The following is a 12,591-nucleotide window of genomic DNA, read 5'->3' on the forward strand; positions in this document are numbered from 1 at the left end:
ACCTCCTTCACCCCTACACGCCTTGGAGGGCAGCACCATGAGACCAATCAGGCGCAAGCCTGTCTTAAGAGGATCCCTTGCGCGGGCGTTGCCCGCCGCGCTGGCAGCGGCAGTGCTGCTGATCGGCGCCATCCCCGGCTCGGTGGCCGCCGCCACGCGCACCGACAGCACCACCAGCCTCCCCGTGCTCACCGGGGAGCAGCTCGCCGCGTCCTGGACGGGGCCGCTGAGCACGCGCGGACGGTACGTCGTCGACGCCGATGGGAGGCGCTTCAAGCTGAAGGCCGGCAACTGGGCCGGCGCTCAGGGCACCTACGAAGGCAGCGGCGACGTCAACGATCCCGCGAACCACCAGGCGGACCAGATGTCGCACAACATCCCGCTGGGCCTGGACCGCGCCCCGATGGCGCAGATCACGGCCGACTTCCACGAGCTCGGGCTGAACACCATCCGCCTGCCGTTCGCCAACGCGATGATGCGCGACACCGCGGTGGTACCGGACTCCGCGGTCGCGGCCAACCCGCAGCTGAAGGGCAAGACTCCGCTGCAGGTGTTCGACGCGGTGGTCGCGGCCCTGACCGCCGACGGGTTCGCGGTCATCCTCAACAACCACACCACCACCTACCGCTTCTGCTGCGGTCTGGACGGCAACGAGCGCTGGAACAGCAGCCAGTCCGCCGAGCAGTGGCAGGAGGACTGGCTCTTCCTGGTGAACCGCTACAAGGCGAACAAGCGGGTGGTCGGCGCCGACCTGCGCAACGAGATCCGCCGCGACTTCTGGCACAACCCGAACTGGGGCTGGGGCGACGAGCGCGACACGTACGCGGCCTTCGAGTTGGCGGGCACCCGCATCCTGGAAGCCGATCCCGACATGCTGATCATCATGGAGGGCATCAACTGGTACGGCATCCCGCTGAACGGGCTGGACTACGGCAGGCCGATGCTGACCCCGGTCCGTGAACTCTCCAACACCCTGACCGCCTCGGGGAAGCTGGTCTACGCCGCGCACTTCTACGGCTACACCGGGCCGAACTACACGGGTGTCGACAGTGGACCGGGGCACACCAACGACTGGCCGTACGAGGACTTCCCGCTCGACAAGCTGAAGCAACTGGTGCACGACGAGGCCCTGTTCGTCACCCAGTCCGGCCAGCACTTCACTGCCCCCGTCTGGATCAGTGAGTTCGGTGCCGCCGGCCGAGGGTCGGACGACACCAAGGAGAAGACCTGGTTCGCCAACTTCACCGATATTCTGGTCGAGAACGACACCGACTTCGCCATCTGGCCACTGGTCGGCTGGACCGGCGCAGGCGGCGCGCCGCAGGACAACTGGGCCCTGATCTCCTACGACGCGGCCGGCAAGCGACAGAGCCTCAGCGACCCCGGTGACTGGCGGTCCGCCGACTGGAACAAGCTGATCAACGCCCCCGGTGTCACCGGTCCGGTCGCACCGGTCGACCACTGGAACATGCTCAACCTCGACTTCCGGGACCACAACGTCTCCTCCCACATGCTCGCCAAGGGCGACTGGAGCCCCGGCTACCGCAAGGGCAACTGCCCCGACAGCCAGCGCCTGATCGGCCTCGGCCGCAGCGACAAGCGCGGCTTGTGCACCGACGCGAACCAGCCCGCCAAGGGAGCCGGTGACTGGGTGGCCGTCCATGACGAGCGCTACGTCACCCACGGCGACTGGGCTTCTGGCTACAACAAGCTCCAGTGCCCCGACAACACCTTCGCCGTCGGCTACAGCGTCAGCGGCAAGTCCATGGCCGGCCTGCTCTGCGCACCGTCCGCAAAGCCGCTGCCGCTGAACGGCCGCAAGGTCTGGTTCGACCACGGCGACAACCGCCCCGCCACGGGCGGCTCGGTCGAAAGCGACTGGGCCCCCGGCTACTACAAAGGCCAGTGCACCGACAACGAGTACATCGCCGGCGTCGCCTTCACCTGGAAGTGGCTCCACGGTGGAGTCCCCGACGCCCTGCTCTGCCGTCCGCTGACCTGACCCACCCCCATCAGTCCTATCTGCCCCACCATTTGAGGAGCACCACGGCCATGGCACGACTCGAGATCGCCGCAGACGGCTTCCGTCTCGACGACCGACTGCTGCGGATCATCTCCGGTGGCCTGCACTACTTCCGGATCCATCCGGAGCAGTGGGCCGACCGGCTTCGCAAGGCGCGCCTGATGGGACTGAACACGGTCGAGACCTACGTCCCGTGGAATCTCCACTCGCCCCACCCGGGTGAGTTCCGGCTGGACGCGGGTCTCGACCTGCCCCGCTTCCTCGACCTGGCCGCCGCCGAAGGACTGCACGTGCTGCTCCGCCCCGGCCCGTACATCTGCGCAGAGTGGGAGGGCGGCGGCCTGCCCTCCTGGCTGCTCGCCGACGAGGACATCGAACTGCGCAGCCGCGACCCGCGCTACCTGAAGGCGGTGGACGACTACCTCGGCGCCCTGCTGCCGCCCGTACTCCCGTACCTCTCCACTCGCGGCGGCCCGATCCTCGCCGTCCAGCTGGAGAACGAATACGGCGCGTACGGCGACGACTCCGGCTACCTGGAGGATCTGGCGGAGCTGCTGCACCGGCACGGAACCGACGTGCCGCTGTTCACCTGCGACCAGCCCTCCGACCTGCAGCGCGGCGGCCTCGACGGCGTCCTGCGCACCGTCAACCTCGGCAGCCGGGTGGACGCGGGGCTCGCCCAACTGCGCACGCATCAGCCGTCCGGGCCGCTGATGTGCAGCGAGTTCTGGATCGGCTGGTTCGACCGCTGGGGCGGCACCCATGTCACCCGCAGCACGGCCGACGCCGCGGCGGACCTCGACCGGCTGCTCGCGGCCGGTGCCTCGGTCAACATCTACATGTTCCACGGCGGTACCAACTTCGGCTTCACCAACGGCGCCAACAACAAGGGCACCTACCGGCCCAGTGTCACGTCGTACGACTACGACGCGCCTCTGGACGAGGCCGGCGACCCCGCCCCCAAATACGCCGCCTTCCGCGAGGTCATCGCCCGGTACGCGCCCCTCCCCGAGAAACCGGTACCCGCTCCCGCACCCAAGCTCGCCCCGGCCGTCGCCGAACTCACCGCATGCGCAAGCCTCCTGGACCAGTGCGAGCGGCTCGGCAGCACGGTGCACGCCGACCGCCCGCTGGTCATGGAACAGCTCGGCCAGTCCTTCGGATTCATCCTGTACGAGACGGCGCTCCCGGCGGCCGGGCCGGCCGTCCTGCGCATCGGGGAGGTACACGATCGCGCCCAGATCTTCGTCGACGGCCAGCCGGTCGGCGTCCTGGAACGCGAGAGCCATGAGCACACCCTCGCCTTCCACGCCCCCCGGCGCGGCGCGCACCTGGCCGTGCTGGTGGAGAACCAGGGCAGGGTCAACTACGGGCAGGGCATGCACGACCGCAAGGGGCTGCTCGGCGAGGTCACGGTCAACGGAACGGCCCCGGACGGCTGGTACAGCCGGCCACTGCCTCTCGACGATCTGGGCGCGCTGTCCTTCACCGCGTTCGAGCCCGCCTCTCCCTCGGTCGGCCCGACCTTCCACCGCGGACACCTGGACATCGAGCAGCCGGCCGACGGCTTCATCGCCATGGACGGCTGGACCAAGGGCCATGTCTGGATCAACGGCTTCGCACTCGGCCGGTACTGGTCCCGAGGCCCGCAGACCACTCTCTACGTCCCCGCACCGATCCTGAAGGCCGGCCGGAACGAGATCACGGTCCTCGAACTGCACGGTTCCACCACCCCGACGGTGGAACTGCGGGGGACGCCCGATCTGGGCCCCATCGAAGACTGACATCCACGACACCGCACAGCGCGCCTCGGCCGGTGGAACGACAGGCCTTGTGTAGCCGCGCAGTCTCGCCGACAGGAACGGTGACGGCATGGGCGACTCCCGGGCGTGCGCAGCCGGCGGTCGTCTCTGCTGACGACTTCCCCGCTCCCGCTCCCGCACCGCTCCTTACGGCCGACCACACAAGATCACCGTTCTCCACCGACGACAGAGGAACTCATGCACAGCACGCAACGTCTCACCGAGCAGCGACTCGACCGTGTGCTGAACGAGCGCATCCGGCCCGCGGTCCACGCCCGTTCAGTCCCGGTCGAGATCGCGATCTGGAGCGTCCCGGGCGAGCCGGTCCCCGTGGCCGACGGCCTGGCCGCAGCGTACGAGCCGGTGACGCTCGGGCACCGGTGGGGGCCGCCCTGGTCCACGAGCTGGTTCAGGATCAGCGGCAGGGTTCCCAAGGAGTGGGCCGGCCTGCGGGTCGAGGCGGTCATCGACCTCGGCTTCAACGTCACCGGCGCGGGCTTCTCCACCGAGGGCCTGGTCTACCGGGCGGACGGCAGCGTGGTGAAGGCACTCAACCCCCGCAACGCCTATATCCCGGTCGCCGACCCGGCGGTCGGCGGCGAGGAGTTCACCTACTACGTCGAGGCCGCCGCCAACCCGAACCTGAACGATGACCACATCCCGTCCCGGACCGGGGACCAGCCCTCCTGGATGACGGGAGTCGGCTCCGCGGGCGCGCCCTTGTACCAGCTGCTCCGCCTGGACGTGGCGGTCTTCGACGCACAGGTGTGGGAACTCGCCCAGGACCTGGACGTCCTCGGGGAGCTCATGCGCGAACTGCCCGAGGCCGACCCGCGCCGCTGGCAGCTTCTGCGCACCATCGAACGCGCCCTGGACGCCGTCGACCTACAGGACATCGCCGGCAGCGCCACGGCCGCCCGCGAGGTGCTGCGCCCGGCGTTGGCCGCCCCCGCGGCCGCCAGCGCCCACCGCATGTCCGCCGTCGGACACGCCCACATCGACACGGCCTGGCTGTGGCCGCTGCGCGAGAGCGTCCGCAAGGTCGCCAGGACACTTTCCAACGTCACCCATCTCATGGACGACCACCCGGGCTTCCTCTTCGCCATGTCCCAGGCCCAGCAGCTGGCCTGGCTCAAGGAACACCGCCCCGAGGTGTACGGCCGGGTGCAGGAGAAGGCGAAGAACGGGCAGTTCCTCCCCGTCGGCAGCCTGTGGGTGGAACCCGACACCAACATCACCGGTGGCGAGGCCCTCGCCCGGCAGCTGATCCACGGAAAGCGCTTCTACCTCGACGAGTTCGGCGTCGAGACCAGGGAGATGTGGCTGCCCGACACCTTCGGCTACAACGCGGCCATGCCGCAGCTGATGGAACTGGCCGGGGTGCGCTGGTTCCTCACCCAGAAGATCTCCTGGAACACCACGAACAAGTTCCCGCACCACACCTTCTGGTGGGAAGGCATCGACGGCACCAGGATCTTCAGCCACTTCCCCCCGGTCGACACCTACAACGCCGAGATCACCGGTGCCGAACTCGCCCACGCCGTCAGCAACTTCCAGGACAAGGGGGCGGCCAACAGCTCGCTGCTCCCGTTCGGCTACGGAGACGGCGGCGGCGGCCCCACCCGCGAGATGCTGGCCCGCGCGGCCCGCCTCGAGGACCTGGAGGGCTCGGCCAGGGTCGTCGTCGAGAGCCCCGCAGCCTTCTTCGAGCGGGCGCACGCGGAGTACCCCGACGCACCGGTGTGGCTCGGCGAGCTCTACCTGGAGTTCCACCGCGGCACGCTCACCAGCCAGCTGCGGACCAAGCAGGGCAACCGGCGCAGCGAGCACCTGCTGCGCGAGGCCGAGCTGTGGTCGGCGACCGCCGCCCTCCGCACCGGGTTCGCCTACCCGTACGAGGCCCTGGACCGGCTGTGGAAGACGGTCCTGCTGCACCAGTTCCACGACATCCTGCCCGGCTCCTCCATCGGCTGGGTGCACCGGGAGGCTGAGCAGACCTACACCGCCGTCACCGCCGAGCTGCGCGGGATCGTGGACGCCGCCCAGCGCGCACTGGCCGGGGACGGCGACGGGACCGTGGTCTTCAACTCCTCCCCGTTCACCCGCGACGCCATCCCCGCCCTCGGAGCCTCGCTCCGGACCTCGTCAGCGGGCCGTCCGGTCGCCCCGACCCCGTACGGAGACGGCTACGTGCTGGACAACGGACTGGTCCGTGTCCGGATCGACGCCCAGGGCCTGGTGACCTCGGCGTACGACATCGCGGCCGGCCGTGAAGCCCTGCCCCCCGGTGCCGCCGCCAACCTCCTCCAGCTGCACCAGGACTTCCCCAACGAGTTCGACGCCTGGGACATCGACGCCTTCTACCGCAACACCGTTCACCATCTCCTCGACGCAGACTCGGTCAGGGCAGAGGAACGCGGCCTCCGGGTCGTACGGACCTTCGGCGATTCCCAGATCGAGCAGCTGATCTCCCTGAACGAGGGATCCCGCCGCCTGGACATCGATTCCCAGATCGACTGGCACGAGAACGAGAAGCTCCTCAAGGCCGCCTTCCCTCTCGACATGCGGGCCGACCACTCCAGTGCGGAGATCCCCTTCGGACACGTCCAGCGCTCCACCCACACCAACACGAGCTGGGACGCCGCCAAGTTCGAGTTCTGCGCCCACCGTTTCCTGCACCTCGGCGAACGGGGGTGGGGCGCGGCTGTGGTCAACGACTCGACCTACGGGCACGAGGTCACCCGCGACGTCCGCGACGACGGCGGTACCACCACCACCGTCCGGCTCTCCCTGCTCCGTGCCCCCCGCTACCCCGACCCCAACGCCGACCAGGGCCACCATCGCCTGCGCTACGGCTTCGTCATCGGCGCCGACATCACCGACGCCGTCCGCGAGGGCTACGCGTTCAACCAGCCGGAGCGCAGCCTCCCCGGCTCCACCGAGGTCCAACCGCTCGTCACCGCGGACAACGAGGCCGTCGTCATCGAGACGGTCAAACGTGCCGACGATCGCTCCGGCGACATCGTCGTACGCCTCTACGAGGCCCACGGCGGACGCGCCCGAACCGTCCTGACCGCCGGCTTCCCGCTGGCGTCGGCGATCGTGACCGATCTGCTGGAGCGCGAACTCGACCCGCGCGAGAACGCGGCCGCCGTGCAGCCGGACGGCCGACAGGTGCGCCTGGAATTCCGCCCGTTCCAGATCCTCACTCTCCGGCTGCGGCCCCGGACGGCTGACTGACCGAGCGACGTCCCCGGCACCGCTCGTCCTCGCGGGCCACGCCCAACTCCGACGGGCGCGGCCCGCGCACCGCCGACTCCGTAAGGAACCGCCATGCCCGCCTTCCCCGCCGCCGTCCTGTTCGACATGGACGGCACGCTGGTCGACACCGAGCACCTCTGGCTCCAGGCCACCGCCGAAGTCTCCGCGGAACTCGGCCACGCCCTCACCGAGGAGGACGTGCCCGAGGTGCTCGGCCGCGCCGTCGACCACACCGCCGCCCACCTGCACCGCACGACCCGGACCTCCATCACTGCGGACGCCTTGGCCGAGCGCCTCAGCGACGCGTTCAGCAGCAAGGTTGCCGCCGGCGTCGTCCCCCGGCCAGGCGCGCTGGCGCTGCTCGCCGAACTGGGCGACGCGGCCGTGCCGACCGCGCTGGTCTCGGCCTCCCCCCGCCGCGTGGTGGACCTGGTCCTCGGCAGCCTCGGCGATCACTGGTTCACCCTCACCCTCGCTGCCGAGGACACCAGGCTCACCAAGCCCGACCCCGCCCCCTACCTGGCCGCCGCCGAGCGGCTCGGGCTGGACCCCGCGGCCTGCGTGGCCGTCGAGGACACTCCGACCGGGGTCGCCTCCGCGCGTGCCGCCGGCTGCTCGGTGCTGGCCGTGCCCTCTACCGTGCCGATCGCCGAGGCCGAACGGATCACCCTGCTGGACAGCCTCGAACAGGCCGACCTGGCGCTGCTCTCCACGCTGACCGCCCGGACGACGCCCACCGCCTGATGCCGTGCCCGCTGCGCGGCCCGGGGAGATACGGGTCGCGGCGGCCCGGCCAGCACCGTCTCGGCGGTGTGCCCGGCGGCGGGTGTCAGGGTTCGATGGTCACCTTGATCGCGTCACCGGCCGCGACGGTGTTGATCGCGTCCAGGACGTTGTCCAGCGGCATCCGGTGTGTGATCAGGTCGCCTACGGGCACGGCACCGGAGGCGATCAGTTCCAGGGCCCGCTTGTTGTGGGCGGGACTGGAGCCGTTGGCGCCGACGACGGTCAGTTCTCGGTAGTGCACGAGGTTGGAGTCGAGTGTGATGGTGGGGGCCGTCTTGGGGAGGCCGCCGAAGAGGCTGATACGGCCTCTGCGTGCGGTCATGCGGAGCGCGTCCTCCTGTGCCGCGCCCGAGGCGGCGGCAGTGATCACCACGTCGGCGCCCCGGCCGTCGGTCAGTTTGAGGATCGCCTCCACGATGTCGCCGTCGCTTGCGCAGACCGTCTCGTCCGGCCGTACGAGGGCGGCTGACTTCTCCAGCCGGGCCGCGTTGAGGTCGGCCAGGATCACCTGGCGGGCACCGCGGGCCCGGGCGAGGCGCACGTGCAGGCAGCCGATCGGTCCGGCCCCGATCACGACCACGTCATGGCCGCTTTGGACTCCGGCGAGTTCCTGACCGTTGAGGACGCAGGCGAGAGGTTCGGCCACGGACGCCTCGGCGAAGCTCACGCCGTTGGGGATGTGGTTGAGTCCGTCCACTTTGAGGACGGCGTGCGGGACGATCAGGTACTCGGCGAAGCCGCCGTCGTACTGGTAGCCGACGGAGGTCTGGTGAGGGCAGATCGTCATGCGGCCGTGGCGGCAGTCCTCGCAGTCGCCGCAGGGGACGGCGGCGATGACCTGCACGCGGTCGCCCACGGACCAGCCGTCGACCTCGGCGCCGACCTCGGCGATCTCGCCGGCGATCTCATGGCCCATCACACGCGGTGGGGACAGGTGCTGGTGGCCGTGATGGAAGATCTTCACGTCGGTGCCGCAGGTCGAGCAGTTCCGGACGCGGATCTTGATCTCGTTCGGCTGCGGTGAGGGCTCCGGTACGTCCTCCAGCCTGAGGTCGCCGGGGGCGTAGAAGCGTGCCACTCTCATGCTGCGATGTCCTTACTGATCGGCTTGAGCAGGTGGTAGATCTCGTCGGGGTCGGAGGAGCAACGCAGCCTTTCGGCCTGGTCGGCTTCCAGAAGGACGAGGGCGAGCGCGGATAGCACCCCGACGTGTTCCTCGCCCCTGGCGGCGATGGCCACGCAGGTGGTGACCGTTTCGCCGTCCCAGTTCACGCCGATGGGGAACTGGAGCACGGCGAGCGTGGTGCGGCGGACCATGTCGCGGCTGGCTTCGGTTCCGTGGGGGATGGCCACGCCCTCGCCTACGTAGGTGCTGATCGATTGCTCGCGCTCGAGCATCGTGCGTGCGTATCCGTCGTCCACGGCGCCGAGTTCCTCCAGCACCGCGCCGCACTGGCGCACGGCGTCCCACCGGTTGTCGGCGCTCAGGCCCAGTCGGATGCCCTCGCGGCGCAGTACGTCAGCCATGTATGTCGCCGCCGTCTCGGATGGTGGCCTCGAGCTGGTCGAAGGCCGGGTCGTTGAGGAAGGACTGGAAGGGGATGATCACCGCGTCGGGCACCACCGCGCGGGCGCGATCGGCCAGGTTGGTGTGGGTCACCACGACCTGCGTCCCCTGGGGAATGTCATTGACCGGCTTGTGCGTGGCCGTCACGCCGTACGGCTTGAGCCGCTTGGTGAGCTGGCTGGCCAGCATCACGCTGCTGCCCATGCCCGCGTCGCAGGCGACCACCACGGAGGTGATGGCCGTGACCGATACGGACCGCGTCGCGGTGGACTCCTCCTCTTCCTTGTCGGCCTCCGGCTCCGGGGTGTGCCCGATGCGCAGCAGGGCGGCGGCCGAGGCGAAGGACACGGCGGCGGCGACCGTTATGGAGGCGAGGACGGGGAAGTAGCCGCCCTTGGGGGTGACCGCGAGGTAGGCGAAGATGCTGCCCGGCGACGGGGTGGCGACCAGGCCGGCGCCCGTGACCAGGGCGGTCGCCACGCCGGCCATGCCGCCTGCGATCGCGGCGAGGATCAGCCGCGGCTTCATCAGCACGTACGGGAAGTAGATCTCGTGGATGCCGCCCAGGAACTGGACGATGATCGCGCCGGGCACGGTGGGGCGCAGCCGCGTGGGGCCGAAGAACAGGTAGGCGAGCAGGATGCCCAGGCCCGGGCCCGGGTTGCTCTCGATCATGAACAGGATCGACTTGCCGGTCTCGGTGGCCTGCTGCACGCCCAGCGGGGAGAGCACTCCGTGGTTGATCGCGTTGTTGAGGAACAGGACCTTGGCGGGTTCGACGATGATCGACACCAGCGGCAGCAGCCCGGAGTCCACCAGGACGTCGACTCCGTTGCCCGCGGCCTTGGTGAGTCCTGAGACGACCGGCCCGATGCCGAGCAGTCCGGCCAGGGCCATGGCGCCGCCCAGGATGCCGGCGGTGAAGTTGTCCACCAGCATCTCGAAGCCGGGGCGGGTGTGGCGGGCAGAGACGCCGTCGACCAGCTTGAGCAGGTAGGCCGTCAGCGGGCCGATGACCATCGCGCCCAGGAACATCGGGACGTCGGAGCCGACCGCCACGCCGACCGTGGCGATCGCGCCGACCACCGCCCCTCGCTGGCCGTGCACCAGGCGTCCGCCGGTGTAGCCGATCAGCACCGGCAGAAGCATGGTGATCATCGGCCCGACCAGCTTGGCCAGCGTCTCGTTGGGCAGCCAGCCCGTCGGGATGAACATCGCGGTGATCAGGCCCCAGGCGATGAAGGCCGCGATGTTCGGCATCACCATGCCGGCCAGGTGGCCCCCGAGGTGCTGGACCCTGGCCCTCAACCCGTTGCCTTCCACGTGCTTGAGGTGCGCTGTGTCAGTCATGACACTCTCCGATCCGCTCCGGTGTAGGACTGTGAGACGTCCCCGACCTCCGGTCGGCCGTGGGGCCGGCCGGTTCGGCCGCCGAGCGGCCAGCCCAGCGGAATGTCCGCCGTGACAGTGACTCCGGCCGGATCCAGATCGGCAGGTGTCGGTATCGCGCTGCCCGGTAGCTTCACCGCGGCGGCACCGTGTGCCACCGCTGCTGCCAGGGCCTTCGGTCCGGCGCCGCCTGCGCCGAGGAAGCCTGCGAGCGAGGCATCACCCGCTCCTACATCACTGCGGACCAAGGTCACGGGCGCGCTGCCGTACCAGCTGCCCTCCTCCGCGACCAACAGCATTCCGTCCGCGCCGAGGCTGGCCAGCACCTGCTGGGCGCCGAACCTGCGCAGTTCGGCTGCCGCGTCCACCGCGTCGCCGAGGGTGGCCAGCGGGTGGCCGACCGCCTCGGAGAGTTCCTCCCGGTTGGGCTTGACCACGTCGGGACGGGCCGCGAGCGCCGCCAGCAGCGCGGAACCCGAGGTGTCCAGCGCGATGCGGGCGCCGCCGTCGTGAACACGCGCCACCAGGTCGGCGTACCACTCGGGCGCCAGGCCGCGCGGCAGGCTGCCGCAGCAGGCCAGCCAGTCGGTGTCCGGCCCGATGAGGCCGCGCACGGTGTTCAGCAGGGCGTCCGATTCGTCTGCGGTGAGTTCGGGGCCCGGCGCGTTGATCTTGGTGAGTGCGCCGTTCGTCTCGACCACGCTGACGTTGATCCGGGTGTCGCCGCGTACTGGTACGGATACCACCTCGATGCCCTGGCGGCTGAGGAGCTCGGATAGCAGCAGTCCGGAGAATCCGCCGAGCGGCAGCACAGCCGTGGTGCGGTGGCCTGCGGCGTTCAGTGCCCGGGACACGTTGACGCCCTTGCCACCCGGGTCCACCTGGTCGGCCGTGGCACGGTTGATCCCACGGGACAGCCGTTCCAGTTCGAAACTGCGGTCCAGGCTCGGGTTCGGGGTGATGGTGACGATCATGCGCGGATCACCTCCGGTCCGAGGGCGGCGATCTCGGCGGCCTGTTCCTCGGTCAGCCCGGTGTCCGTGACCACCACGTCCACCTGGTTCAGGGTGGCGAACCGGGCGAAGTACCGGGCGCCGTACTTGGTCGAGTCCGCGACCAGCACCACCTGGCGGGAGCTCGCCACCATGGCCCGCTTCACCGCGGCCTCGGCGAGGTCCGGGGTGCTCAGTCCGGCCTCCGGCGAGAAGCCGTTGGTCGCGATCACGGCCATGTCGGCGTCCAGGTCCGCCAGGTCGCGCAGGGCCCAGGCGTCCACCGCCGCCTGTGTACGGTGCCGCAGCCGGCCGCCGACCAGGTGGAGGTTCAGCTGGGGGTGTTCCGCGAGCCGGGCGGCCACCGGGAGCGCGTTGGTGACCACGGTGAGCGTGCTGTCCAGGGGCAGCTGCGCGGCCAGCCGGGAGACGGTGGTGCCGGCGTCCAGCAGCAGGCTGCCCTCGTGGGGCAGCAGCGCGAGGGCGGCCTTGGCGATCCGCTCCTTGTCGGCGGCAGCGGTGGAGTCCCGCTCCGCCAGCCCGGGCTCCAGGTGGAGACTCCCGGCGGGCAGTGCGCCGCCGTGCACCCGGCGCAGCAGTCCGGCTCGTTCCAGGGCGCTCAGGTCCCGCCGGACGGTCTCCTGCGTGACGCCGAAGTCTTCTGCCAGCGAGGGGACTTCGACCCTGCCACGCTCCTGGGCCAGCTCAAGGATCCGTTGCTGACGCTCGGGTGCGTACATGTGGGATCAGGTCCGTTTCATGTGGGGCGAT

9 protein-coding genes are annotated in these 12,591 nt (G+C 70.0%); 4 read left to right on the top strand and 5 right to left on the bottom strand.

What is annotated here, in order from left to right; translation table 11 throughout:
* Positions 1 to 88 precede the first annotated feature (88 nt).
* From OG293_RS37555 to OG293_RS37570, 4 genes are all read left to right on the top strand, one after another.
* Positions 89 to 2,002 (top strand): glycoside hydrolase family 5 protein, encoded by a 1,914-nt coding sequence (locus tag OG293_RS37555; RefSeq protein ID WP_406003210.1) that lies wholly within the window; start codon positions 89 to 91, stop codon positions 2,000 to 2,002.
* 50 nt (positions 2,003 to 2,052) lie between these two features.
* Positions 2,053 to 3,807 carry a beta-galactosidase gene (locus tag OG293_RS37560; protein WP_406003211.1) on the top strand — a complete coding sequence of 585 codons (1,755 nt, stop codon included), beginning with the start codon at positions 2,053 to 2,055 and terminating at the stop codon, positions 3,805 to 3,807.
* A gap of 216 nt (positions 3,808 to 4,023) precedes the next feature.
* On the top strand, positions 4,024 to 7,065 hold the full coding sequence (locus tag OG293_RS37565; RefSeq protein ID WP_406003212.1) for a glycoside hydrolase family 38 C-terminal domain-containing protein: 3,042 nt from the start codon (positions 4,024 to 4,026) through the stop codon (positions 7,063 to 7,065).
* 93 nt (positions 7,066 to 7,158) lie between these two features.
* Positions 7,159 to 7,830, top strand: coding sequence for an HAD family hydrolase (locus OG293_RS37570; protein WP_406003213.1), 672 nt, complete (start codon positions 7,159 to 7,161; stop codon positions 7,828 to 7,830).
* Positions 7,831 to 7,915: 85 nt separating this feature from the next.
* Here OG293_RS37570 and OG293_RS37575 read toward each other — a convergent pair whose 3' ends face one another.
* Genes OG293_RS37575 through OG293_RS37595 form a run of 5 tightly spaced genes read right to left on the bottom strand, consistent with a single transcriptional unit; the run spans position 7,916 to position 12,560 of the window.
* The gene (locus OG293_RS37575) at positions 7,916 to 8,956 is read right to left on the bottom strand and encodes a zinc-dependent dehydrogenase (RefSeq protein ID WP_406003214.1); all 1,041 of its coding nucleotides are present in this window, start codon (positions 8,954 to 8,956) and stop codon (positions 7,916 to 7,918) included.
* Entirely contained in the window at positions 8,953 to 9,399 is a 447-nt protein-coding gene (locus tag OG293_RS37580; protein ID WP_406003215.1) for a PTS sugar transporter subunit IIA, read from the bottom strand. The genes OG293_RS37575 and OG293_RS37580 overlap by 4 nt, the downstream gene beginning before the upstream one ends.
* Positions 9,392 to 10,789, bottom strand: a complete 1,398-nt coding sequence (locus tag OG293_RS37585) for a PTS mannitol transporter subunit IICB (protein ID WP_406003216.1) — start codon at positions 10,787 to 10,789, stop codon at positions 9,392 to 9,394. The genes OG293_RS37580 and OG293_RS37585 overlap by 8 nt, the downstream gene beginning before the upstream one ends.
* Positions 10,786 to 11,802 (bottom strand): 1-phosphofructokinase, encoded by a 1,017-nt coding sequence (gene pfkB / locus OG293_RS37590; RefSeq protein WP_406003217.1) that lies wholly within the window; start codon positions 11,800 to 11,802, stop codon positions 10,786 to 10,788. The genes OG293_RS37585 and pfkB overlap by 4 nt, the downstream gene beginning before the upstream one ends.
* Positions 11,799 to 12,560 (bottom strand): DeoR/GlpR family DNA-binding transcription regulator, encoded by a 762-nt coding sequence (locus tag OG293_RS37595; protein WP_406003218.1) that lies wholly within the window; start codon positions 12,558 to 12,560, stop codon positions 11,799 to 11,801. The genes pfkB and OG293_RS37595 overlap by 4 nt, the downstream gene beginning before the upstream one ends.
* Positions 12,561 to 12,591: the final 31 nt, after the last annotated feature.

This window comes from Streptomyces sp. NBC_00829 (genome assembly GCF_045161795.1).
Taxonomy (GTDB): Bacteria; Actinomycetota; Actinomycetes; order Streptomycetales; family Streptomycetaceae; genus Streptomyces.

Excerpts from the sequence above, each read along its gene's own strand:
- OG293_RS37585 (WP_406003216.1), bottom strand. The coding sequence starts at position 10,789 with ATGACTGACACAGCGCACCTCAAGCACGTGGAAGGCAACGGGTTGAGG.
- OG293_RS37580 (WP_406003215.1), bottom strand. The coding sequence starts at position 9,399 with ATGGCTGACGTACTGCGCCGCGAGGGCATCCGACTGGGCCTGAGCGCC.
- OG293_RS37560 (WP_406003211.1), top strand. The coding sequence starts at position 2,053 with ATGGCACGACTCGAGATCGCCGCAGACGGCTTCCGTCTCGACGACCGA.
- OG293_RS37570 (WP_406003213.1), top strand. The coding sequence starts at position 7,159 with ATGCCCGCCTTCCCCGCCGCCGTCCTGTTCGACATGGACGGCACGCTG.
- pfkB (WP_406003217.1), bottom strand. The coding sequence starts at position 11,802 with ATGATCGTCACCATCACCCCGAACCCGAGCCTGGACCGCAGTTTCGAA.
- OG293_RS37595 (WP_406003218.1), bottom strand. The coding sequence starts at position 12,560 with ATGTACGCACCCGAGCGTCAGCAACGGATCCTTGAGCTGGCCCAGGAG.
- OG293_RS37575 (WP_406003214.1), bottom strand. The coding sequence starts at position 8,956 with ATGAGAGTGGCACGCTTCTACGCCCCCGGCGACCTCAGGCTGGAGGAC.
- OG293_RS37565 (WP_406003212.1), top strand. The coding sequence starts at position 4,024 with ATGCACAGCACGCAACGTCTCACCGAGCAGCGACTCGACCGTGTGCTG.